Annotated in this window: 20 protein-coding genes and 5 pseudogenes; 18 read left to right on the top strand and 7 right to left on the bottom strand. The window is 38.0% G+C overall.

Going from position 1 to position 22,786, the window contains the following annotated elements:
• Positions 1 to 100: 100 nt before the first annotated feature.
• Both H2R00_RS01445 and H2R00_RS01450 read left to right on the top strand, forming a co-directional pair.
• Complete coding sequence (locus tag H2R00_RS01445; protein WP_182070329.1) at positions 101 to 763, top strand: hypothetical protein; 663 nt, start codon at positions 101 to 103, stop codon at positions 761 to 763.
• Between the two features lie 661 nt (positions 764 to 1,424).
• Complete coding sequence (locus H2R00_RS01450; RefSeq protein WP_182070330.1) at positions 1,425 to 2,735, top strand: TcaA 3rd/4th domain-containing protein; 1,311 nt, start codon at positions 1,425 to 1,427, stop codon at positions 2,733 to 2,735.
• 13 nt (positions 2,736 to 2,748) lie between these two features.
• On the opposite strand, the pseudogene H2R00_RS21110 reads toward H2R00_RS01450, so the two are convergent.
• Both H2R00_RS21110 and H2R00_RS01460 read right to left on the bottom strand, forming a co-directional pair.
• Positions 2,749 to 3,185 (bottom strand): annotated as a pseudogene (locus H2R00_RS21110) (RNA polymerase subunit sigma-70); the annotation flags it as partial.
• A 115-nt stretch (positions 3,186 to 3,300) separates the two neighbouring features.
• Positions 3,301 to 4,650 (bottom strand): hypothetical protein, encoded by a 1,350-nt coding sequence (locus tag H2R00_RS01460; RefSeq protein WP_182070331.1) that lies wholly within the window; start codon positions 4,648 to 4,650, stop codon positions 3,301 to 3,303.
• Positions 4,651 to 4,705: 55 nt separating this feature from the next.
• Between H2R00_RS01460 and H2R00_RS01465 the strand changes: the two genes are divergently transcribed.
• On the top strand, positions 4,706 to 5,080 hold the full coding sequence (locus H2R00_RS01465) for a UPF0715 family protein (protein WP_182070332.1): 375 nt from the start codon (positions 4,706 to 4,708) through the stop codon (positions 5,078 to 5,080).
• An 830-nt stretch (positions 5,081 to 5,910) separates the two neighbouring features.
• Here H2R00_RS01465 and H2R00_RS01470 read toward each other — a convergent pair.
• Positions 5,911 to 6,195: a hypothetical protein gene (locus tag H2R00_RS01470; protein WP_182070333.1), complete on the bottom strand. Its 285-nt coding sequence runs from the start codon at positions 6,193 to 6,195 to the stop codon at positions 5,911 to 5,913.
• A gap of 479 nt (positions 6,196 to 6,674) precedes the next feature.
• On the opposite strand from H2R00_RS01470, the gene H2R00_RS01475 reads away from it, so the two are divergent.
• Together H2R00_RS01475 and H2R00_RS21115 are read left to right on the top strand one after the other, a co-directional pair.
• The gene (locus H2R00_RS01475; protein ID WP_182070334.1) at positions 6,675 to 7,205 is read left to right on the top strand and encodes a GNAT family N-acetyltransferase; all 531 of its coding nucleotides are present in this window, start codon (positions 6,675 to 6,677) and stop codon (positions 7,203 to 7,205) included.
• A gap of 54 nt (positions 7,206 to 7,259) precedes the next feature.
• A pseudogene (locus H2R00_RS21115) lies at positions 7,260 to 7,676 on the top strand (MFS transporter); the annotation flags it as partial.
• Positions 7,677 to 8,087: 411 nt separating this feature from the next.
• Here the strand turns inward: H2R00_RS21115 and H2R00_RS21450 are convergent.
• Positions 8,088 to 8,184, bottom strand: a pseudogene (locus tag H2R00_RS21450) (RNA polymerase subunit sigma-70); the annotation flags it as partial.
• A gap of 400 nt (positions 8,185 to 8,584) precedes the next feature.
• Here H2R00_RS21450 and H2R00_RS01480 point away from each other — a divergent pair.
• The 6 genes from H2R00_RS01480 to H2R00_RS01505 all read left to right on the top strand — a co-directional run bounded on the left by H2R00_RS01480 (position 8,585) and on the right by H2R00_RS01505 (position 15,105).
• Positions 8,585 to 8,899 (top strand): PTS sugar transporter subunit IIB, encoded by a 315-nt coding sequence (locus H2R00_RS01480; protein ID WP_154994441.1) that lies wholly within the window; start codon positions 8,585 to 8,587, stop codon positions 8,897 to 8,899.
• Position 8,900: 1 nt separating this feature from the next.
• On the top strand, positions 8,901 to 10,145 hold the full coding sequence (locus H2R00_RS01485; RefSeq protein ID WP_268295397.1) for a PTS sugar transporter subunit IIC: 1,245 nt from the start codon (positions 8,901 to 8,903) through the stop codon (positions 10,143 to 10,145).
• A 39-nt stretch (positions 10,146 to 10,184) separates the two neighbouring features.
• Positions 10,185 to 10,538, top strand: coding sequence for a PTS lactose/cellobiose transporter subunit IIA (locus H2R00_RS01490; RefSeq protein WP_182070335.1), 354 nt, complete (start codon positions 10,185 to 10,187; stop codon positions 10,536 to 10,538).
• A gap of 114 nt (positions 10,539 to 10,652) precedes the next feature.
• A complete protein-coding gene (locus H2R00_RS01495; protein ID WP_182070336.1) occupies positions 10,653 to 12,092 on the top strand; it encodes a glycoside hydrolase family 1 protein in 1,440 nt (479 codons plus the stop codon).
• A gap of 72 nt (positions 12,093 to 12,164) precedes the next feature.
• Positions 12,165 to 12,437, top strand: a complete 273-nt coding sequence (locus H2R00_RS01500) for a phosphocarrier protein HPr (RefSeq protein ID WP_076794296.1) — start codon at positions 12,165 to 12,167, stop codon at positions 12,435 to 12,437.
• Positions 12,438 to 13,200: 763 nt separating this feature from the next.
• The gene (locus tag H2R00_RS01505; RefSeq protein ID WP_244958264.1) at positions 13,201 to 15,105 is read left to right on the top strand and encodes a BglG family transcription antiterminator; all 1,905 of its coding nucleotides are present in this window, start codon (positions 13,201 to 13,203) and stop codon (positions 15,103 to 15,105) included.
• A gap of 494 nt (positions 15,106 to 15,599) precedes the next feature.
• On the opposite strand, the pseudogene H2R00_RS21120 reads toward H2R00_RS01505, so the two are convergent.
• Positions 15,600 to 15,683: pseudogene (locus H2R00_RS21120) on the bottom strand (RNA polymerase subunit sigma-70); the annotation flags it as partial.
• Positions 15,684 to 16,311: 628 nt separating this feature from the next.
• Here H2R00_RS21120 and H2R00_RS01510 point away from each other — a divergent pair.
• From H2R00_RS01510 to H2R00_RS01530, 5 genes are all read left to right on the top strand, one after another.
• Positions 16,312 to 17,157 (top strand): MerR family transcriptional regulator, encoded by an 846-nt coding sequence (locus H2R00_RS01510; protein ID WP_154994433.1) that lies wholly within the window; start codon positions 16,312 to 16,314, stop codon positions 17,155 to 17,157.
• Between the two features lie 82 nt (positions 17,158 to 17,239).
• Positions 17,240 to 17,404, top strand: a complete 165-nt coding sequence (locus H2R00_RS01515; RefSeq protein WP_244958265.1) for an arginase — start codon at positions 17,240 to 17,242, stop codon at positions 17,402 to 17,404.
• Positions 17,405 to 17,429: 25 nt separating this feature from the next.
• Positions 17,430 to 17,999: a flavin reductase family protein gene (locus H2R00_RS01520; RefSeq protein WP_182070337.1), complete on the top strand. Its 570-nt coding sequence runs from the start codon at positions 17,430 to 17,432 to the stop codon at positions 17,997 to 17,999.
• Positions 18,000 to 18,316: 317 nt separating this feature from the next.
• The gene (locus H2R00_RS01525; RefSeq protein WP_182070338.1) at positions 18,317 to 19,009 is read left to right on the top strand and encodes a FadR/GntR family transcriptional regulator; all 693 of its coding nucleotides are present in this window, start codon (positions 18,317 to 18,319) and stop codon (positions 19,007 to 19,009) included.
• Entirely contained in the window at positions 19,006 to 20,214 is a 1,209-nt protein-coding gene (locus H2R00_RS01530) for a CynX/NimT family MFS transporter (RefSeq protein ID WP_182070339.1), read from the top strand. The genes H2R00_RS01525 and H2R00_RS01530 overlap by 4 nt, the downstream gene beginning before the upstream one ends.
• A gap of 209 nt (positions 20,215 to 20,423) precedes the next feature.
• Here H2R00_RS01530 and H2R00_RS01535 read toward each other — a convergent pair.
• Positions 20,424 to 20,678, bottom strand: a pseudogene (locus tag H2R00_RS01535) (sigma-70 family RNA polymerase sigma factor); the annotation flags it as partial.
• 160 nt (positions 20,679 to 20,838) lie between these two features.
• On the opposite strand from H2R00_RS01535, the gene H2R00_RS01540 reads away from it, so the two are divergent.
• Positions 20,839 to 21,369: a GNAT family N-acetyltransferase gene (locus H2R00_RS01540; protein WP_154994421.1), complete on the top strand. Its 531-nt coding sequence runs from the start codon at positions 20,839 to 20,841 to the stop codon at positions 21,367 to 21,369.
• Between the two features lie 171 nt (positions 21,370 to 21,540).
• Here the strand turns inward: H2R00_RS01540 and sigK are convergent, their stop codons facing one another.
• Complete coding sequence (gene sigK, locus H2R00_RS01545; protein WP_003183729.1) at positions 21,541 to 22,266, bottom strand: RNA polymerase sporulation sigma factor SigK; 726 nt, start codon at positions 22,264 to 22,266, stop codon at positions 21,541 to 21,543.
• A gap of 236 nt (positions 22,267 to 22,502) precedes the next feature.
• On the opposite strand from sigK, the gene H2R00_RS01550 reads away from it, so the two are divergent.
• Positions 22,503 to 22,739: a hypothetical protein gene (locus H2R00_RS01550; RefSeq protein ID WP_154994417.1), complete on the top strand. Its 237-nt coding sequence runs from the start codon at positions 22,503 to 22,505 to the stop codon at positions 22,737 to 22,739.
• Positions 22,740 to 22,786: the final 47 nt, after the last annotated feature.

Consider the following 22,786-nt stretch of genomic DNA (forward strand, 5'->3'; position numbering starts at 1 on the left):
TGTTGACTTTAGGAAATTGACATTGACAAAAGTATTGTGCAAAATACCCCCTTTTTATAAAATGAAAAGTAATTATTTGGATATTGAAGGGGGAGAGTGTGTGAAAAAGAAAATGTGTTTTTTAATAGTGCTGCTTTTTGCAGGTGGTTGTTTTGTGACTCCATATGACTTTGTCTCGGCTGAAGAGTTTGTAGACCATCAAACTGACAGTGACGATCTATATTACTCAGGGAAAAAGACAAGGGAAATGGTAAAGGATGGGCCGATGCATTTTACGCTGGAAACAACATACCATGAAAATGGAATCGTTGAAGCCATTGTTATGGAAAATAAACATACGACTCATATTCAATATAACCCCGCAACGGGCATGACTATATTAAACGGTGTCACATTAGAAACAAAGAAAGAATTTGAAATGGGTTTGCCAGCGTACAAAGAAGTATACATGGGCACTGTAACAAATAATGTTCCGGCAGGCACTTTGGTTGGAGCGGCAATTTCTTTGACGAGTATATGGACCAGGGTTCCTGCGAACAGAGTAAAACAAACAGTTTTAACCCTAACTTCATTGGCTGTAGGAGAGACGCTTGATAAATTAATAAAGGTAAAAATCAAGCAATATAGAACTTCGAAGCCTGTGAAAGATGGAAGCATGTGTTACAAACAATATAAATATAAGCATAAGTCCACTTGGTACTATAAGAAAAAACAAAGTAAACAACAAAGCTCAAGCTGGTTTTTACAAAGTAAGCCCTGTTAAGGAGAGAGAAAATGAGCAAATGTCCGATATGCAGGAAACCGTTTACTTTTAGAGAAAAATATAAGCTTATTAGAACAAAAACGCCAACTTGCCCCAGATGTAAAAGTCCACTAAAGGAAACAACAGCTTCAAAATTGCTTTTTGGTTTAATTTTTATTTTGCCAATACTTTATTTTATGTCTTTTTGGAGCGGATGGGATTCAATAGTAAAGTGGTTCTCTCTTTTTATTTGGATTGTGTTTTGTTTATATATTTTGCAACCTGTACTTTATCGTTTTGATAAGACAAAAGCTTAAGTTATTAAGCTAAGGAGAGAGAGTAAAGCAACTCCCAAAAAGGAGTTGTTTTTTATTGGTGAAATAACAATTGCTTTTTATCATATTTTATTAAAATTTGTTGAATTGTGTTCGTGTTATTTTTAATCATATATAACATATTTGCTGAATATTTGTTTTGATAATCATAAATCAATATTTTTTGAGAGCGAGTGTTTTTACGTGAGGTGCGGAATGAAAAAGATCATAAAGGTATTTTGTATTGCCGGATTAATAAATTTGGGCAATTGTGTTTATATAATTAGAGGATTTTTTGAAGAAAAAAGAGTGAATTACCTTTTTTTGATGATAGAATACTATGTAATAGCATAAATAAGGAGGATTCTATGAAAAAGAAACTTTTATTTATTGGAGTGCCAATTGTGGCAATCCTTGCAATCATTTTATTTATTTCAGGCAGATCCCCTGAACCTTCAGATCTCGCAAAAGAATTTGAAGAAAAAATTAAACAGGAAGATGCTAAGGGATTATTGAAACTTGTTAAAGTTGACAATGGAACGAAGTGGGGAGAAAAGGAAGCCGAAAGTATAATCAAGTATTTAAAAGATGATGAGTCTGATTATAAAGATCAAATCATGCTATTAAATGCACAGGCCAGTTACTACGAATCAGATGGAAAAGCCAATAATATAATTTCGCAGCAATATCCTGGGGAAAGCATATCTAATATTGGTCCTTTTTATATTAAAAAGGATAAAGGGATTTTTGGAGGCGACAAATACGTTTTAAAGGCCCGTGGTTATAAGTTAGAAGTACATGCAGCCAAAGGAGCTAATGTTACTTTTAACGGTGAAACAGTTGATATGCAAGGTAAGGGTTCCAAGGAGCTAGGTGTTTTTGGACCAGGGGTATATACCATTAAAGGCAGCAAAAAATATGATTATACAACGGTTGATGATAAAACAGAAGTGACGCTATTTGATCCTGAAAAATTTGAGGAAACCGCCAGCCTTAATTTTAGCGGTGATACGGTTTCTGTAAACTCTGACATTCCGAATACAAAGGTACTGGTTAATGGGAAAGAATCAGGAGAGTCTATTTCCGAAAATACGGTGTTTGGCCCCGTAAAAGACGGTATTAAGCTTCAAGGAGTAGCTGAATTTCCATGGGGGGAAGGAAAAAGCGAGGCAGTCACAGTCCAATCAGACACTACGGAAGAATATAACCTTACACCTAACCCAATTGTCAACGATGAGATGAAAGAAAAAATAAAATCGCTGATCAATGATTTTGCTAAAAATAGAAATGAAGCTAAAGCGAAAAAAGATGCAAATAAGCTTAAAAATGTTTCAGACAGTTTGAAGAAAAGCTACATAGATGTAATTAAGAATTATGACAAAGAAAATTACTATGAAGGTAAAGCTTTGGGTACTCGCATTGACTTTTCTAAGGTGACTTACGAAAACGGCAGTGGGGGAAAACAGTTGATCCATGTTCCTGTGGAATTTCATCTGAAATCGAGAGAGGTTTATGAATTTATGGATTCAGAGCTTGAAGAAAATTTCGATGAAGAAATCGTAACATTACAATACGATGAAGAGAAAAAAAGCTGGATTATCGAAGGTGAAAAAGATGACTATGAGTCATCGAATAATGATTATATGGCAAGCAAAGATGTAGCCAAAACAACTTTTTAAGATGATTAGCCCTTCATGATTGAAGGGCTAAATTCTTTTCTGCTTGTTTTTTTTGTTTTTCTTTCTTAACCCTTTCCTTATCGATAAAACTCATGGAACATCTACATTAAAATCGCGTTTTTCAATCTTAGAAACATAACTGCATGTGATCCCTAGTTCTTTTGCAATTTCCTTTTGTATTTTTTCTATTTTTAACTTAATCCCAAATCCTCCAAATATAACTTATTTTTCACGCTCATCTAAAATATTGATGGTCTTTTTATTTTGCTAATTCCAGATTTAACTGAATTGTGGAGATAAAATCCTCATTTTAGACTTCAGCATATTAATCAGCGATATTTCCTTTTCTTCTTGATCTTGGCCGATGGGTTCGTACAGTGAAACATCCTTTTGAGTTTTCTTCCGGGTTCTAAGGTGCATCAGAATTTCGTTTTCTATACACAGCGCGGCACACTCTAACAAAGTAGCAAGTTCTAGTTGTAACAAAGGAAGAAAAACCCCTTCTATTAGTAAGGATAAAAAAGTTCCTTATTCTAATGGAAGGGGGAGGGCGTACTATTAAACTCTAAAAGAGTTCAGTTTTCCAAGACTTTTTAGGAGCGAAGAACCACAAATTCCAAAAGTCATCCTTTGACTTAACTGCATATCTGTAGATTGTTGTTGACTTTGAAGCGGATGGAGCACTTAAATAAAATTCATGGTTCGGAGCCTTGTCATGTTTACCTGAAATGGATGCCATACTCTTCGTCAGCATTACATTATAACTGTAGTCAATCTTTGGATAATAGCTTCCGAATGGTATTCCAACTGCATGTGTTACAGTCCAATGGAGGTAATCGCTTTTTTTGCTAGTGATATGCAGCTTTATTCCAGAGCTACTGGCGGTTTTTCTTTCGATGATTTTTTTGCAGTTCGGGTCGCTACATCTAACAGATTGACTGACATCTTTAAACAGGGTTATGCTTGTCGGCGAATGGAATTGTGTATTAACCATCGCCTGTGTTCTGAATTTACTTGATGTATCTGAAAATCCTCTATTATCCCCCTTTAAATATGTTTTCGAAATCTCTGGTTTAGGATCTGCAACTGTTTTGTAAGGAATGAAAGTTTTATAATCCCATCCCTTCATATTATCCTTTGGTAGCTTTCCTTGTATTGAAAAGTTTTCGTCAGTCGTTACATCAGCTAATACAGAATCTTTTGATTCTAAGTATGATTCTTTGTTTTCCGGCATATCTACAACTGCAGAGAGGGAACCTTCAACACTCATGATTTTAGATTTTTCTTCTTCTGAAAGATTTGAACCCGATTCTTGTATCTTTTTCTCGATCTCTTTTTTCTTTGCTTCAGGCGGGTCCAAACTAACTTGGATAGAGTAGTTGTATTTTTCACCTGATTTCACATGGTAGTCTATAAACTCTTGATTTGTTGTTTCACCTATTTTTTGATCGTCTCTACAAACCTCATATACTCCGTCTTTGTCAGGGAGTTTATCCCATGAAAGCTGAACGCTTTCAGCATCAGCTATAACATTTAAGTGACCGTTTTGAATTTGGTAAGCCATTAAATCTTCGGCATAAGATTCTTCAGATGAATTTAAAGCTTTTTCTCCTAAATCATTGGAGACGTTTAGAGTAACCACTTTCTTTAACTTATCTTTTTGAAAGATCCCTATTTTATATTTATCTCCAATCGTTGACACATCATCACTGTATTCGTTAGAATCACCTTCGTAAACTGGTGCGCCATTTTTGAAAAACTTGTATTCGTCTCCTGTTTCGTTTACCTTTAATGTAACATGTCCATTTTTTACTTTTGTTTCAATATCAGGGATCTCTTTCGCATAACCTTTAGGTATTGAACATAAACAAAGAAACAGAATTAGCAAGAAAGATAGAACAAAAAACTTTCTCATGGGAATTCCTCCGATCTTTGAAAAAATTGATTTCAAGAGAAAGGGAGTTTGATTAATGCGTATTTTTGGTGGGATTATTAGTTATTTATGTACAGTTGTTTTTTCAGTTGTATCAGCGGCAATTGTCTACACGTTGATGTTCTTAGAAGGGTTTGGTTTTTCGTCTTTTGCAGCGATAAGTTTGTTTATGTTTGTTGCTTATTTAATCTTTGCTACACCGATACAAATCTTTCTAAATCGCAAACCAAAAAAATTTCATGGATGGTATTTGGTGACTTACTTTATAGTTTCTCTTGTCGTTTGTGGGGTTTTAGCCTTATTGACTAATTACGGTATGACTGCTTTTGTTTCGTATAAACTATATCTTTTTAGTTTTCTTTTGGCATTAATTTATTGGTTTTGGGACTCCGTTTTTAGACAAAAGAAATAGATCACATAAGATTAAGTCAAATTTCACCCCTTTACTTTTTATTTGTGCGAGTCAATTGTACCACACGAAATGACAATTTCAAGAAAAAATACATATTTTTTGGAAGTAAACCTTTTTTAGGATTTAACTGTTCTTTGTTAGATCAGTTCAGTGATAAACAATACACTTTATGATGAACCATAGGGTTTCTTCATGTGCGGGTCAGCCAACGGATATGATCACAACCGATAAAGCGAAGACCTAGTCGTCCGTTGCTTGGGTGATCAACTATCATCACATTTTGTTTCTGCAGCATCAGCACACCTTACGAAAACATACGTTAAAAATGGAGTTAATCCGGGATATCTAGGCAGTAGAAGCTCAGCGACTTATCGAAAAAAAGTTATTAGGAAATTTAAGTCTGACAATGCTGTCAAAGTATCAATAAAGGGATGGCAACAAAAACAAACCGATGATAATGAAGCTAAGGTGACTTATTACCTTTACCAGGATGGATCAGAAGTGAACCATGTAACTGTACTGAGAGAATATAACTGAATCACGCAATTGGTATTACAAAGCCTTCAGCAATTTTAAACCTGGTGTTGAAAGAGAAACCTATGCGGAAAACAATTCCTCAGGAGGTGTTGGATTAGGATTAGATGCTTATTGGGATACGGCAGAAAAATAAAACTGACGTAAGGATAATCCACGTCAGTTTTTTAGTATTGAGAGAAGGGGACTCAGAATCTAATCCTGTTACTATACTATGTAAAGGCATCAGACCCGACACTATCCTACTTTTATACTCGAAGGAGTGAAGAGTTTAGTCGGTGTTCCGGCCACCAAAATCACCTCCATCTCCAATTAATTTCATTATCATTTTCATAAATTCCAGGGAGGGATATACCAACCTTTTTTTGTTTTTCATCAATAATAAACCAATTTTCATCATCTAACCATTCTTCACTATACTGCTCAATGGCAAAAGGGTCATCCTCGTTTACTAGGGCCTTAAAGAAATCCTTGAACTTTTCCATGTTTTTATTAGGAATGATTGTTCCATAGATCCAGACACCTTCAACAGTAGCGCCTTTTATTTCACCCAAACATTTATTTTTATAATATAGAAGCATATCTATCACTCTTTCGGATATAGTTTGATAAATTGTTTTGGAACTTCATCTTTTACAAAGTATTCAGTATCTCTTTGAGTCCATTATTTTTCCAATGCTCAGACTGTCGAGTATCATTTTTGATTAACCTTTCAATTTGTTTAGGAGATAAAATTACAATATCCTTGACTGCACCAGATCTGATTGCTTTACGGAGAGCAGATATGTCAAGTTCTATTATATTTTCACTATATCCCTTTGCACACCGCCTTTTTCAGTACCATCTTTATCAAATCGATTTATCGGAATCCATGCCTCTTGTATTACTGACAGTAATGGTAATAGTATGTTAATTGTCGGAGAAAGGTGGTATGGAAAAAGTACTTTATCCTTAGAGTTCCTTCTGAACAATTGATATATTCAGATCTTAACCATTTAAGAAAAGCCGCCGATATTTGCGATATCCTTTTTAAGGAAAATATTAATTATAGGAGGAAAAAATGATTTTAATAAGAAAAGCCAAATCGTCAGACGCTAATTCAATTGCCAATGTTCATGTGGAAAGTTGGAAAACCACATATCAAGGAGTATTGCCTGATGACACGTTATCTAAGCTCTCTGTCGAAAATCAGGCAGAGCTTTGGAGAACTTCATTAAGTGATCCTCAAAATCAAGATATTGTCTATGTTGCACAAGAAACCGACGGTAAAATTATAGGCTTTGCTTCCGGAGGTCCAAACCGTGATCATCTTAGCAAATATAAGGGTGAAGTTTCCGCAATTTATTTGTTGTTACAGTATCAGAAAAAAAGAATCGGCTCTCGACTAATGAAGGCGATTGTAGAGGAGCTTGTAAAGAAAAACATAAAATCATTAATGGTATGGGTTTTAGCCGGTAATCCATCGATAAATTTTTATGAAAAATTAGGTGGAAGGCAGAGCACAACAAAACAAATACAAATCGGTGAAGATTATTTCAAAGCAATTGCTATCGGCTGGACGGATATAAATAAGTTTTTTGTTATAAAATGATCTCCGCGTTATGATATGCTTCCCTAAAGGTAGACAGATGAAAGTTGCTTTGGGGGAGTTGGGATGCTCGTTACCAGTGCCGCTGATCGGAAAAATGATTGATAAGATCGGTGCGAACTACGTGGTTTATGATCAGCTTTGCTCTTTCGCTTATCGGGTCTATTCATCTTATCTTTATCATCGATAAAACAAGTATAATTTGGATTTGCATCATCTGCGGCACCAGTATCGAGTGCATTAATCTTCCGTTGACGAGCGACGCTTATACAGGACTTGACAGCAAACAACTACCAGAAGCGGGTGTCGGTATTAAAGTTATCGCAACCGTTATCGCAACTGTCACGGGAAGGATTGCAACCAACGATTGCGAATGGCTTAAAAGGTTACCATGCCGGGTACCTAGTTTCTACAATTGTCATTGCCCTAATCTTCATTCCAAGTCTATTTCTCACATATAAAAAAGCTAAATAAACAAACAGTTACAAGTGAAGCTGAAACTTTCCCTGCGCAATCAAAATTGGCTGATCCAAACGCTTTTCATTCTATATTTTAGTGTTTCTCTCTTTTTATTTGGATTGTGTTTTGTTTATATATTTTGCAACCTGTACTTTATTGTTTTAATAAGACAAAAGCTTAAGTTATTAAACTAAAAGACTGAATTGAACAAGTATTTAGTCCTTTAATCTGTCATGGAACTATGAATGTGCAAAAAATCCTCAGCGTATTTTTTTCATGTAAGAGGCCGGGTTTATATCTCCCTGAGTCTCTTCACTAATATCACTTCCTCTTCACCCATTTCTCACATTCGGAGTCATCGCATTATCTCGAGCTCCTTTGCGTTTTCTCTTTCTTCTTTTTTCTGACGTCCAAGATGACGGTTTATTTTTTGCATTTTTCAAGTCCGTACCTGAGCTGGATGGTGTCGATGACGTCTTCGTTTTCCGATCCTTAGGACATCGATGAGCGAAATTTCGTTGCCGCCCGCAGGTTATCCGTTTTTGTTATTTTAATGCAGTAAACGATAAGTTATATCTCGTTGGTCGGTGATGCAATTAAAAAAGAGGTAAAACAAGAATTTTTAAGGGGATTATAAAATGTTTTTGATGGAGATATAAATGAATGGAAAATAAGCTGCACAACTATGTGTCGGAGATTGAGAAGCGAGCGCTGTTGAAGATGTTTCATGTGTTTTATCAGGCTAAGGGGAAATGATTTGAGGCGGGAAATTCCCGCCCCTTGTGTTTATCTGAAAGTTCGATTTGCCTGTGTCCGCCCCCTTTGATTTCCTATGGATAGGAACTTTTATTATTGGTATTGAAAATCGGCAAATGACATACTGAACATGTAAGCGAAAACAATATTGTTAGGGGGAAATTAAGATGACACAAGTGTTATTAATCTGTGGTGCAGGTGCTTCCAGCGGTTTTATGGCAAACGCCATTCGTAAAGCAAGTAAGAAAAGAGGATTGGAAATGTCTGTGCAGGCTCGAAGTGAGTCCCAATTATCAGAGTACCTAAATGAAATCGATGTTTTATTAATTGGTCCTCATTTGAAATATATGGAGGATGAAATAAAGGAAAGAGTAAAAGAATATCAAATTAAAGTATCTGTTATCCCACAAAGCATTTATGGCTCATTAGATGGCAATAAAGCGTGCGATCATATCGTAAACTTACTTGGCTCAGGTGAATAATATGATGGACAAAATCATGACATTTATGACAAACTCGTTCACTCCGCGAGTAAATAAAATTACGAAAAACCCTTGGATATCTTCGATTCAGGATTCTGTTATGACCATTCTGCCGCTCATCCTAGTAGGTTCGTTAATTACGATCGTCAGTTTATTGAATAATGTGGTTTCGTGGTTTCCTGATGTTTCACTTATTAATACTTTTACATTCGGTCTTCTCGGCATATTCGTTGCCTTCTTAATCCCATATTTCATTATGGAAAAAAAGAAACAGGATAATAAAAAATTAGTAGCAGGCGCAACGGGTCTGTCGCTCTATCTATTTTTGCTGTCACCCGTTATCTTAGAGGACGGAAAAATTCAATTTGTCCTTGATCGATTCGGAGCAACCGGTATGTTTCTCTCCCTGATTGTCGGTTTGTTTGTTGGATTTGTCCTCTTTTTATTCTCGAAATTTTCGTTTTTTTCAGAGGATTCTTCGTTGCCGGACTTTATCGCTGTGTGGTTTGACACGCTTATACCGATTACGTTGATTATGCTGTCTGGATGGCTGATTGGCGTTCAAGCAAATATTGATTTCTTTGAAGTCATCCTGGCTATTTTTAAACCATTATCAAATATTGTGCAAACCTACCCTGGTTTTGTTTTATCTATTTTCATTCCAGCATTTTTGTATACATTCGGTATCAGTGGCTGGGCAATGATACCAGTCGTTTATCCAGTTTATTTATCAGCTCTAGCAGAAAATGAGCAAGTTGCAGCAGCAGGAGGAGATCCATCCAATATAGGCGTTGTTGAAACTCTCTATGCATTTACAGATATGGGCGGTATCGGAACAACTTTGCCTCTTGTGATTATGATGTTCTTTTTAGCAAAGTCGATGCGCTTGAAGGCGATTGGACGAGCAACAGTTGTCCCATCCATCTTTAATATCAATGAACCTTTAATGTTTGGGGCTCCGGTTGTCTTTAATCCGTTTTTTATGATTCCGATGTGGATTGTATCTATTGTTATTCCAAGTATTACCTACTGGGCTCTCTATTTAGGTTGGGTAAGCATCCCTTCGAAGACATTTTTGCTTTGGTATGTACCAATGCCCATTTCATCATATTTGGCTACTCAAGATTGGAGAGCTATTATTTTAGCCATTATATTATTCGCCGTTGCGTTTATTATTTTCTTCCCATTTTTCAAAGCATACGATATTCAAGAAAAGAAGAAAGAATCAGAACTAAGCGAAGAGTGATTCTTATAGTTTATAAAAAACATTGAAGGAGATTGTATCATGGTTGATAGAGAAAAAGAACAAGAAGCACTGAATTTAGTTTCAATGCAAATGATTTTACATGCAGGTGATGCCCGCAATGATGTCATGGAAGCATTAAAATGTTGTGAAGAAGAAAACTATGACTGCGCTGAAGAACTATTAGAAAAAGCCAATAAAGATATCGTTGCATCTCATAAACTGCAAACAGAAACAGTACAAAAAGAGGCACGGGGAGAGGAACCTATTTTTTCATTGCTGTTTGCTCATGCCCAAGATACGTTAATGACAGTAAAGAGCGAGTATGAAATTGCTAAGCGGTTAGTTCGCGTTTTTAGAAGACTTGATGAAAAAATTGATGGAATGCAGGCATAACCTTGATTCGTATGAAGTCACTTTTCCAAATAAAGCGGTGTGGCTGCGGTTATGCACAAGTTATTAAATACTATGTAATAGGCATTCATAAAGCCGATTAAGGAGGCAATTAAATTGAGAAAAAATCCAAATACATTCCCTGAAAACTTTTTATGGGGGGGCGCCATTGCGGCAAACCAAGCAGAAGGCGCCTATCTGGAAGGCGGAAAAGGACTCTGTGTAGCAGATATCAATAAGTTTAATGATAGCGTGGATATTAAGAAAAAAGGCAATTTTGAACTGACAACTGAAGACATTCAATTTGCAATAGAAGATAAAGAAGGCCACTATCCAAAACGAACAGCGGTTGATTTCTATCACCGCTATAAAGAAGATTTAAAAATGCTGGCAGAAACGGGAATGAATTCGTTCCGTACATCTATCAATTGGGCCCGCATATTTCCGAAGGGAGATGAGTCAGAGCCGAATGAAGAAGGATTAAAATTCTACGATGATCTAATTGATGAGATCATTAAAAATGGAATGGAGCCGCTCATTACGGTTTCCCATTATGAAATGCCATTACATTTAGCAACTGAATACAATGGCTGGTATAACCGGAAAACGATTGACTTCTTTGTCCGTTATTGTGAAGTATTATTTAAACGTTATAAAGACAAAGTGAAATATTGGATTCTCGTCAATCAAATTAATTTAATTACGTTCGAGTCGTTCAATCATCTCGGTATTCCGGCAGATCGCGTGGAAAACCTACTGGAAGCCAAATATCAGGGGGCACACAATGAGCTTGTTGCTTGTGCGAGAGCAACAAAGATAGCTAAAGAAATTAATCCAGAGATGCAAATCGGAATGATGCTCTTCGATGCAATTTCTCATCCTGCAACATGTAAGCCGGAAGATGTACTGGCAACGGTAAAACGCAACCAAATGGAATACTATTTCTCTGATATTCTCATGCGTGGCAAGTATCCAAATTACGCTTTCCGCTTCTTTGAAGAAAATAATCTTCATATTCAATTCGGAGAAAATGATGAGGAAGATTTCAAAAATACAGCAGATTTCTTTAGCTTCTCTTATTACTACACTCGAATTTCTGATGCAGAAAGCGTAAGGCAGGCTAACTCTGCAAAAATAAATCCGGAGCTTGAAGCGAGCGATTGGGGCTGGTCCATCGATCCAATCGGTTTAAGAACCGCTTTAAATCTGTATTATGATCGTTACCAAAAACCGATCATGATTACTGAAAACGGCATCGGTGCTTATGATAACGTTGATGAAAACGGCGAAATTCATGACCCGTACCGCATCGATTTCCTTAAACGCCACATTGAACAAATAAAAGAAGCAATTAAGGATGGTGTGGAAGTAATCGGCTACTATCCTTGGGGGCCAATTGATATTGTCAGTTGTTCATCATCCGAAATGTCCAAGCGCTATGGATTCATCTACGTTGATAAAGATGATTACGGCAATGGAACGCTCGAACGGAAGAAAAAAGACAGCTTCTATTGGTATCAAAAGGTCGTTGCAACAAATGGAGAGGATTTAGGATAACAAATGACAGTTTTGCTGATTGGATCTAGCGTTACTTGATGAAAGGTTAGTTAAAAATGAAGGAGTTAAGATATGATAAATAAAACATTTACAATCATTGATCAGGTTGGAATTCATGCACGTCCCTCAACAACATTAGTCCAGACCGCAAGCAAATTTAGCGCTGATATTTATTTGGAATACAACGGAAAAACCGTGAATCTAAAATCGATAATGGGAGTTATGTCCCTGGGCATTCCAAAAGATGCTGTTATTAAAATAATTGCTCAAGGTGCTGACGAAGAAGATGCAATCGCCACTTTAGAAAAAGTAATGACACAAGAAGGTTTGGCTGAACAAAAATAAAAATGTCAGTCAGCTTGGTCATTTAGTCATCTGGTCAAACAAATTTCCGTAATATATTTTCTAAAACACAACAAACGATTTTTATTTTCTATTTGTCAGATGGATTATAGTGTTTTTGGGTATTTCTAATTCGCTAAAATCAAGTTAGTATGTGTTAACATGGCGGGTTAAATGAACCCACCCTTATATAATTATGAAGATTTCACAAAATACTGGGAAGATACATCTACCGTACACGAATTATGACAGAAAAGATGGTGAAAATGCTCTGCCGTCTTTTCTGGCGCTTATCCTTCCTTGAAGAAGGAATAAAGTCACGATTGTTTTTTCGTTTCCGGCACGTAAAACAATGCATTATGCCGAGAATTTTTGTTGGAAAGTGAAGTGAAGGAAAATCGATGATCCCACACACAATGACAGGAAAATACAAGCCAACTGAAGCATTGTCACTCGAAAAAAATACCTTTGGACTGCTGATCAACTATAGGGAAGAATGACAGAAAGTGAGGGAATGCCGGAAACCCATCTCGATCTTTCTGCAAATACGCGGTCAGCTTGTTTTGGCTGCATGAATCGGAAAAAACAGGGGAAATTGACTTGGACAGCTCCCTCACTTAAATAAAATAGGGCGGATTAAAGAGAACAACCTGTTTTGTCAAAGGTCTGAAAGTTCCTATTTGCAGGAACTTTTTTTATTCGAATATAGGTTATCGTTTTTCTATAATATAATCAGAAGTTCTATATTTTTATATAAAGGAGCCCGATGATGAGAAATGATCGTAGAGAGGCTTTTATTCAATACTTGGCAACTAAAAATGATTGGTGTACTGCGGCAAGTTTATCAAGTTATTTTAAAGTGTCCACAAGAACCATTAGAAAATATGTCAATGAAATTAACCGGGATCAAATGGTTATTACGTCTTCTGCACAAGGGTATCAGCTAATAAGCAGAGATAAAGTGAAAACGGACAATCATTACACTTCTCCAATAGACCGTATAAAAGTGATCTTGAAAGAATTAATTCTTCACACAGAAGGGCTAAATATATTTGATTTAGGTGAGAAGCTTTTTTTAAGTGTTTCATCAATCGAAAATGATATTGTTCAGGCTAATAAAATGATTAAGCCGTACAGCTTAAAAATCCGTCATAAGAAAGACACGCTTATTTTATTAGGTGAAGAGACGGATAAGCGGCGATTAATGAGCTTTATTATTTCACAAGAAACTTCCGAAGAATTTTTAAGTTTAAAGGCTGTTCAAGATTCTTTTCCGAATTACGATGTTTTTTCACTAAAAAATGAAATCGCTTCCATTCTTGAGGAGTTTAATTTGTATGTAAACGATTATATTATGAATAATCTTCTTCTCCACCTTGTGATTACATTGGATCGAATCAAAAACAACAACTCGGTCATTCAGTCATCTGACCTTAATAAATTAAAAAGTAATTTTGAAACCGAAGCAGCTAATAAAATTGCGGATTTATTGGAAGTGAAATATGGTATTGCCTTTAATGAATCGGAGCGATACAATTTTATATTGCTTTTATCAAGTAAAACGACATTGCTGAATTATCAGTCATTAACATCCAGCTCTTTAAATCGCTACGTCGCCGAACATTACGTAAACCTGTCAAAGAAACTGTTAGAGAAAGTACACGAATGCTACTTTATTGAAATTGTTGATGATGAGTTTTTTGTTAAGTTTACGCTCCATATACGCAATCTGCTTTTTCGGGCAAAGTACGGGCAAATGGTTAAGAATCCTTTAACCTATAAATTAAAGGATTCATACCCTCTAATTTATGAGCTGGCTGTCTTTATCTCGAATCAAATTCAGCTGATGGAAAACATTCATATTAATGAGGATGAGATTTCTTATATTGCTTTTCATATTGGCTCCTATTTCGAACGAAGGAAAAATTTGGAAAATAAAATTATATGTGCAGTAATTTGTCCAAACTACTATGATATGCGACTGCAACTCATTCAAAAGCTCGAAAAGAAATTTCACAATTCTATAGAGATTATAAAAGTTTTATCTGACTCAAGTGAGATTGTCCTACTCGAAAAAATAGATTTAATCATAAGCACATTACCACTAAAGGATGAACAAACCCCATCTGTATTCGTTCATCCTTATCTGACAGAAGAGGACTATGAATACATCCAAATTCAATTAAACAAATTAAATAAACAAAAAAAGAATCGCAAAGTTAAACAATATCTTGATTTATATTTTGATGAAGATTTGTTTATGAAAAATGTTTATCTCGACAGCGCTGAATCTTATATTGCATTCATGGCAAAACTTCTGTATGAAAAAGGCTATGTCTCTATAGATTATGGAAAGTCTGTGCTTGAGAGAGAGCGCATGTCCTCAACTGCTTTTAATAACAATGTAGCTGTTCCTCATTCCATGCATATGGATGCTGCAAAAACGGGTATTTGTATCAACATCTTGGATCGCCCTGTAGATTGGGGGAAAGAGAAAGTTCAAATCATTGTTATGATTTCAATTAATAAACAGCAGCGTGAGTTATTCAGTCCTTTCTTCGAAGGGGTGATTAACATTTTATCCGAGTGGAGAAATGTTCATGAGCTAATAAAAGCCAAAGACTATAATGATTTCATGGAAAAGATGATGAGACTTTTAAATGAAAACTAATGCAGCAGAAGCATATGGACGAGCTAGTGATAACCTGATAAGTAACCAGCTTGTATGTTGTCATTCGCTTATAGTAATAGAACTACATTTTGAATGAAAAATCCCAAATTCTCAGTGGTTTTACTGAGAATTTGGGATTTTCTTTTTCGGACATTCCTTACAATTCATTGGGAGAATGATAGGGTTGTTAAAAACTTCTTTTTGAGCTGGAGGCCGATCATCAAATGATTGTCGGAAGCCTATTGGGTGATATATCGACATTCTCGGTTGATGCTGTAAAGGTTAGGTATAGCATCTTGCATCACTAATGCTGGGATCATTGGTGTTTGACGGCACCAATCGGAGCTAAGTTAAGTAACCGGATGAACGGGGCGTGTCTCCATGTTGCCATTTTGAAAATTTGGACTGATATTTCTCATGTAAAACGCTTGAACGTTCGTTTTTGTTTCGTCGCAAATCGGATTTGTGCCGGGGACCGAAGCGCAAGCCAACCGCAGACGGCGTTTTTCAATCCGGGATACGTAGCTCCGTGAAATCCTGCGCTCTTTTGCGATTTCGGGCTGCGTTTTTTCTTTCCTCCGAAGCTGACATAGGGTTAAGACGAACTGGGCGATGGCCGAATTGAATATGTACCATCTTTAAGTAATGCCTTGCCTTGGTATAAATTGTCCAAGATTACATCAATGATACCAATACGGCGGTAAGCGATGGCACTTGAAGCAAATCATCACCATATCTGGATTTATGCCCTTTTCGAAGGAAAAAAGATCCTTCTTCCATCGGCGATAAGCAATAACTAAAAACTAAACGTCTGAAGGAAGTGCTCATACCCCGACAGACAAATTCCATATCTTCCGCTTAAAATGCAGCTATTCATGCTATTAGATACACTCTATCGACTGTGAAATTGCTATAATGTGGTTAATTCTCATTCGTGTTTGGTGGATTCTCTCATCATCTTGTGGCAGATACTCACCCCTTTCATCACCATTTTTAAAGCTGCATAACAAATCATAAACCTTGTAGTAACTGTAGGATCAATTCTTTTGGATAGACAGGAAAGATATTTTCTTGGTGGATATATTTAACAAAGAACGAAAGGAAGATCGTCTTAAACAGGTTTTTCTCAAGATCGTTCAGTTGAAGGTCATAGTATAGTCGAAGAAAGAATTCTTGGAACTAACAAAAAAAGAAAGGATGAGATTGATGAAGGAATATTTTTCAATCGGGGAAACAGCCCGTCTAAATAACATTTCAATTCAAACATTGCGCTATTATGATAAGATCGGAATTTTCAAGCCTCAATGTACAGACCGGGATAATGGCTATCGATATTACCATGTTAAACAGTTCTTTTATTTGGATATTATAAAATATCTCAAATACATTAAAACGCCTTTGGAAGAAATTAAGCGCATTATCTCACATACATGTACCCCTGAACTGATGCAAACCTTCCTTGAGGAGCAAGAAAACGTGATTGAGCGTGAAATGGAAAGACTCGAACGTGCCAGGCAATTGCTTCAAAGAAGAAAGAATCAGCTTCATGAACAATTGGAGATACGCACTAAAAAAGAAGAAGGTCTGGTTTATGTTCGGGATATAGAAGGCCAAACCATTTTAAAAGCAGCGACACCTCAAGTGAATCCTCATGACCAATCAGATTTGTATTACCGAAAATTGGCTGAAGTCCTTGAAGAAAGAGGAGATATAGTCGATAACCATTATGGACTGATTTATGATTTAAAGCCTTATAAAGATTCCGGTGATATTTATTGCAACAGTGTTTTTACGACAATTTATGATGGAGTAAAGATAGATACAGGAGAACAAAATATTGGGATAGATACGATCCCATCCGGTGAATATGTATGTATTTCATTTGATTGCACTGCAACAAATTATTTTTCATACTATCAAAAACTGTACGATTTTATTGAATCTCATGGCATTCAAACGGATGGAAAAGTATATCAAGTTTCTTTTCCAAACAGCTATAACTCATTAAAAGAAGAAGACTTCCTCACAGAATTCAGAGTGCTGAAAAAATAACGAACCCCTTGACCCTATAGTTGCTATAGGGTTTATCATTTATGCATCATTCTTATGAATAGTTGAAAGGAAGGATGTATAAATGGCAGAAAATAAGCCGCTTTGGTTACTCATGCCGCAATGGCAAGTCGGAAACAACCTGCTGGGAGCCCATTTATTAAATTGGCTTGCAGCTAAAACAAACGGTCCATTTGAAGAAGAACATGTCGATTTAGATGCGAGCCTCTCAAATTCTAATAAAAAATGAATTTAAACGAAAAGGAGCGGTGAAGATGAGAGCACCGATAGATGAACCAATTTGGTACGCCTACCCCGGCATGGTAGCTGTCGTTACGGCACAATATGAAGGTGAAAAAAACGCAATGGCTTCCGGGTGGCATACGTATATTGGATCTTCTCCCGGAATGTATGGGATATCATTAAACAAAGAGACATATACTTTCAAATTGATTGAGAAAAGTGGCGTTTTCGGTGTGAATTTTCTTCCAGGGAGATGTTCGGAACTCATTCAAGCATTAGGCACCTATAGCGGCAGAGATTTAAATAAGTTTGAAGCATTTCATATTCAATACGAAGAAGGACTAAAAGCTGAGATACCGATTTTAACTGATGCGTATTTTGCTTATGAGTGTAAAGTACACAGTATTTCCACTTTGGGCGATCAAGAGTGGATTGTGGGAGAAGTTTTACAGAGATATCAAGATAAAGAGCTTTTCTTAAGAAATGGAATGCCAAATTTAGAGAAGCTGGATATTCCGCTTCATATTGGAGGGTCCAGCTATCGCATATTAAATAGTAAAGCAGAAGAACATCAACACGCATTTCAGCCCGAAACGGATTGAATAACATTCACTGAAAGAGGAATCCAATCAATGTATGTGCAGTGTATTCCGCGCTGGAAATCCATTGACTTATACGAAGCAAAAAAAGAAGACCCAAAGACCGTAACGCTTCTTTAGGAAAGCTTTGCGGTCTTTTTATTTTTCTAAGGCTCAATCATTTTACCATGAAAAGGTATTTAACTTTACATTCGCAGGCTATCTGTTTTTGTAGTAATAAAGAATTGACTGATTTTGTTGTCTTAATCTCATAGGCATGATAAAATACCAAATAACCAAACATCCTATGTTTGATAAAAACATTACAGGAGGATAGACACATGCTTCAGAAAACAAACCGGCAGACGCTGGTTGAGCAAGTCGCACTACAAATGGAAAGTATGATCGAATCTGGAAAGTGGGGTGTCGGGATGCGCATTCCTGCTGAGCCGGAATTGATGAACGAGCTGAATGTTAGCCGCAATACATTAAGGGAAGCCATTCGGGCATTGATACATGCGGGACTCTTGAAGACGAAACAAGGTGACGGAACTTATGTCTGTTCTTCAAGTGCCTTGGGGGCCGTGTTGAAAAAACGCATTTTGCGATCAGATACACTGCAAACATTAGAAGTTCGGTATGCACTCGAACGAGAGGGAGCTCATCTAGCTGCACAACGCAGAACCGACGACGAGGCGCGCGACCTTCTTCTCCAGCTGGAACGCTGCGAGGCAGCGGCAGAACTCGGTGACATTGATAGCTTTGTAGCGGCCGATATTGATCTGCATCAAAATATTGTCAAGGCGTCTCATAATGAAATATTGATTGAAATATATAGCCATATCGCCGAAGCGTTACAAGATTCGATCACAAGTCTGACCCGTTATGAAGTCGATGCGGATTTCTTGGAAATGCACCGGCAACTGGTCGAAGCGATTGTTGGTCAGGACGCCGCTCGTGCCGTGGAAGCAGTTCATCGCTATATCGAGGAATCCAAGGATGTTATTGCCGGTGAAGAGGGGGAGCGGCTATGAGCGTACAAAGTGGTACGAAGCCAACTGAGGCAAAGCTTTCGTTCTCATTGAGTTTGCCGATCATCATAGGCATTGTCCTTATTTCACTGACGATGCGGTCACCGCTAACATCGGTAGGCCCACTGGTAGGATCGATTCGCGAGTCCCTTGGATTATCAAATACTGCGGCAGGCTTGCTCACGACATTGCCGTTGCTTGCTTTCTCGCTTCTTTCCCCCTTCGCGCCTATCTTGGCGCGCCGCTTCGGGATGGAACGGATCATACTTTATGCATTGGTTCTGCTCATGATAGGTATCGCTGTCCGCTCTCTGACCGCAACAGTTCCTTTGTTTGCAGGCACCGTTTTGCTTGGGCTCGCGATTGCAGTGTGCAACGTGCTAATTCCAAGTCTGGTTAAACGGGATTTTTCTCATAATGTCGGTTTTATGACAGGGCTGTATTCAGTATCGATGAATTTATGCGGTGCGATAGCCTCTGGTGTAAGCGTCCCGCTCGCCCGCAATCTCGGTTTTGGCTGGAATGGCGCACTTGGGATCTGGGGCCTGCTCGCTCTGATAGCCGCACTATTCTGGTTTCCTAAAGCGCGGGCGAGTCACGCGTCAGCCAGGATAACAACTAGCGGTGCGTCGACGCGGCGAAGTCTGTGGCGTTCACCGTTGGCATGGATCATTACACTTTTTATGGGATTGCAGTCTCTGCTTTTCTATGTATTGATCGCTTGGTTACCTGAAGTCATGACAAGCCGGGGCTTGAATGAAGACAGCGCTGGCTGGATGCTATCGCTATTTCAATTCGCTTCGCTTCCCGTATCATTCATCGTACCAATCGTTGCGGGACGCATGAAGAACCAGCGTTTGCTGGTTGTCATCATGACTGTCCTGTTTTTTGTTTCATTGGGTGGCCTTTATTTCGGCGATAATGCACTTATTTTGTTATGGACAATTTTACTCGGAATTGCTGGGGGATGTGCGTTCAGTTTGGCTATGATCTTTTTAAGCTTGCGGACGAAAGATGCCACCGATGCGGCTTCTTTGTCTGGTATGTCCCAATCTGTCGGATATTTGCTGGCTGCAACAGGACCGACCTTGTTTGGTTTGCTCCATGATGTCACGGCAAGCTGGAACCTCCCAATATTACTGTTGCTTATGGTCAGTATTTTGCTGTTCATATTCGGTCTGGGTGCGTCAAAAAATCAAACGGTATAAGGGGCTTTGTTTCAGTAAAGCTCTTGCTGAAAAAGCTCATGAACTGCCCAGAATAAATAAAAATGACTTGAATTGGTATAAGTCAAATAAATTGCAATAGAGATAGACTTTTTACTAGGTTGAGGGCCTGGTGAAATAAAAGAGAAGCCGGAACTTCTGGACCGGCTTCTTCTTCATTTCCCCTTCTTCCGCTTCTCCTTCTCCGCCCGTTAAAACTCATAAAACATTTTCATCAGCGCACGCTTCTCAATCCGGGACACATAGCTCCGCGAAATCCCGAGTTCTTTCGCGATTTCGCGCTGTGTTTTTTCTTTTTTCAAATCAAGGCCGAAGCGGCCGACGATGACTTCTTTTTCTCTGCCGTCGAGGATGTCGATGTATTTTTTCACTTTTTCAAGCTCTGTGCCTGAGCTGGGCGGTGTCGATGACGTCTTCGTTTTCTGATTGAGGACATCGATGAGGCTGTGCCACTTGGAGGTTATCTGTTTTTTACTGAGCCTACTTTCATTAATAAAAGTAATTATTGTTCGTTTTTGTTATAATTTTGGAATATGAGACTGTGTTAGTTAAAGGTTTGATATATTGAAAAGTGTTGTGTTGGAAGATAGACAGGAGGAAGGTTGAATGTTTCCTACTCTAGAAACAGAAAGACTAATTTTAAGAGAAATAACTTACGATGATGCAGAGGGAATTTTTGCTTGTTTTTCGAATGATAATGTCACACGTTTTTATGGCCAAGACTCGTTGGAAACTATTGATCAAGCAAAAGGTTTTGTGGATTTTTTCGCTAAAAACTTTGAAGAGAAAAAAGGAATTCGTTGGGGAATTGAAAGAAAAGGCGAAGGAGGGTTGATTGGGACAATTGGATTAAACGCGTGGTCTCCAAAACACAAACGTGCAGAAATAGGTTATGAAATTCACCCGAATCACTGGAGAAAGGGATATATGTCCGAGGCATTATCCAAAATCCTTTCATATGCCTCTGAAACTTTAGGTTTAACAAGAATAGGTGCGGTTGTGTTTATTGAAAATGCAGCTTCAAACAACTTATTGACAAAGATGGGATTTCAAAAAGAGGGTATTTTAAAAAGATATATGTATCAAAACGGAAAGGTATATGATACATATGTTTATTCTTTTCTTCCACAAAAGTAATTAACGTAGTTAAATAAGATGGTTTTTTGTATTGGTAATCGGATTTATTCGAAGATAGTATCTAGTTTCCGTTTGCTACATTTAGGTTTTTGAGGCTGCTTATAAAAGGTTTATTCACGTAAAGATCCATAAAAAGAGGCCGGATTTTATTCTCCGGCCTTTTCTTCGGCATCACTTCCCCTTCGCCTTCTTCCGCTTCTCCTTCTCCGCCCGGTAAAACTCATGAAACATCTTCATCAGCGCGCGCTTCTCAATCCGCGACACATAGCTCCGCGAAATCCCAAGCTCCTTCGCAATTTCGCGCTGCGTTTTCTCTTTCTTCAAATCAAGGCCGAAGCGGCCGACGATGACTTCTTTTTCTCTGCCGTCCAGGATGTCGATGTATTTTTTCACTTTTTCAAGCTCCATATTGAGCTGGATGGTGTCGATGACGTCTTCGTTTTCCGATTTGAGGACATCAATGAGGCTGATTTCGTTGCCCTCTTTGTCCTGGCCGATCGGGTCATGGAGGGAGACGTCTTTTTTCGTTTTTTTCAATGCGCGCAAATGCATGAGGATCTCATTTTCTATACAACGCGCCGCATAAGTGGCGAGCTTCGTTCCTTTTCCGGCTGAATAGCTTTCGATCGCTTTGATCAGCCCGATCGTTCCGATGGAAATCAGGTCTTCTGCATCCTCGCCTGTGTTCTCGAATTTTTTGACGATGTGGGCGACAAGCCGGAGGTTATGCTCGATCAGCATGTTTCTCGCGTGTTCATCCCCCTGGGCCATCAGCTCCAAGTACTTTTTTTCGTCACTGCTTGACAGCGGTTGTGGAAAGGCATTGTTTTTCACATATGATACTAAAAAAACGAGTTCCTTGATGACATAACCGAGCGCTGCAAAAACACCTGTCATTATCGGCACCTCCACATAATGTATGTAGGCAGAAGCCTATATGTAAATGTATGTGGGAGGGGGGATGTCTGTGTCTGTACGCGGCAAAATTGCCGGACTGCCAAATATTCCGGCGTTCTGTTCGGCATGAAGTAGCTTGTTTTCGCCGGTGATGACGATTCTAATGCAATCGCTTCCATTTTTTAAACATTTACAAAAGTTAACAAGAGCGCGATAATAAAGGTAAGGGGGTGAAGGTGCCGGACGGTTCACCATATGGTAAACGCTATCAATCAGTCAGTCCGGTGCGGCAGATGAAAAACAAACGTCTTTTCATACTTTCGTTGATTGTGCTGAGCGTGGTCATGATCGGGGTTCAGGAAACCTTCCCAAACCCGCTGACGACAGGTTTAATGACTGTCGTTATTGCGGTGGCAGTTTTTAATATTTTAAAAGAATCGCTGAATAAAAAAGATGAAACACACAGCAAATGAGGCGATAGAAAGCGAGTGCTTCTATCAAAAAAACCGGCTCAAAGTAC

The organism is Bacillus haynesii, from assembly GCF_014042035.1.
Classification (GTDB): Bacteria; Bacillota; Bacilli; order Bacillales; family Bacillaceae; genus Bacillus; species Bacillus haynesii.

What these genes read in the sequence shown, in the direction of transcription:
- H2R00_RS01450 (WP_182070330.1), top strand. Translation starts at nt 1,425, where the DNA reads ATGAAAAAGAAACTTTTATTTATTGGAGTGCCAATTGTGGCAATCCTT.
- H2R00_RS01460 (WP_182070331.1), bottom strand. Translation starts at nt 4,650, where the DNA reads ATGAGAAAGTTTTTTGTTCTATCTTTCTTGCTAATTCTGTTTCTTTGT.
- H2R00_RS01465 (WP_182070332.1), top strand. Translation starts at nt 4,706, where the DNA reads ATGCGTATTTTTGGTGGGATTATTAGTTATTTATGTACAGTTGTTTTT.
- H2R00_RS01470 (WP_182070333.1), bottom strand. Translation starts at nt 6,195, where the DNA reads ATGCTTCTATATTATAAAAATAAATGTTTGGGTGAAATAAAAGGCGCT.
- H2R00_RS01475 (WP_182070334.1), top strand. Translation starts at nt 6,675, where the DNA reads ATGATTTTAATAAGAAAAGCCAAATCGTCAGACGCTAATTCAATTGCC.
- H2R00_RS01480 (WP_154994441.1), top strand. Translation starts at nt 8,585, where the DNA reads ATGACACAAGTGTTATTAATCTGTGGTGCAGGTGCTTCCAGCGGTTTT.
- H2R00_RS01485 (WP_268295397.1), top strand. Translation starts at nt 8,901, where the DNA reads ATGATGGACAAAATCATGACATTTATGACAAACTCGTTCACTCCGCGA.
- H2R00_RS01490 (WP_182070335.1), top strand. Translation starts at nt 10,185, where the DNA reads ATGGTTGATAGAGAAAAAGAACAAGAAGCACTGAATTTAGTTTCAATG.
- H2R00_RS01500 (WP_076794296.1), top strand. Translation starts at nt 12,165, where the DNA reads ATGATAAATAAAACATTTACAATCATTGATCAGGTTGGAATTCATGCA.
- H2R00_RS01505 (WP_244958264.1), top strand. Translation starts at nt 13,201, where the DNA reads ATGATGAGAAATGATCGTAGAGAGGCTTTTATTCAATACTTGGCAACT.
- H2R00_RS01510 (WP_154994433.1), top strand. Translation starts at nt 16,312, where the DNA reads ATGAAGGAATATTTTTCAATCGGGGAAACAGCCCGTCTAAATAACATT.
- H2R00_RS01515 (WP_244958265.1), top strand. Translation starts at nt 17,240, where the DNA reads ATGGCAGAAAATAAGCCGCTTTGGTTACTCATGCCGCAATGGCAAGTC.
- H2R00_RS01520 (WP_182070337.1), top strand. Translation starts at nt 17,430, where the DNA reads ATGAGAGCACCGATAGATGAACCAATTTGGTACGCCTACCCCGGCATG.
- H2R00_RS01525 (WP_182070338.1), top strand. Translation starts at nt 18,317, where the DNA reads ATGCTTCAGAAAACAAACCGGCAGACGCTGGTTGAGCAAGTCGCACTA.
- H2R00_RS01530 (WP_182070339.1), top strand. Translation starts at nt 19,006, where the DNA reads ATGAGCGTACAAAGTGGTACGAAGCCAACTGAGGCAAAGCTTTCGTTC.
- H2R00_RS01540 (WP_154994421.1), top strand. Translation starts at nt 20,839, where the DNA reads ATGTTTCCTACTCTAGAAACAGAAAGACTAATTTTAAGAGAAATAACT.
- sigK (WP_003183729.1), bottom strand. Translation starts at nt 22,266, where the DNA reads ATGACAGGTGTTTTTGCAGCGCTCGGTTATGTCATCAAGGAACTCGTT.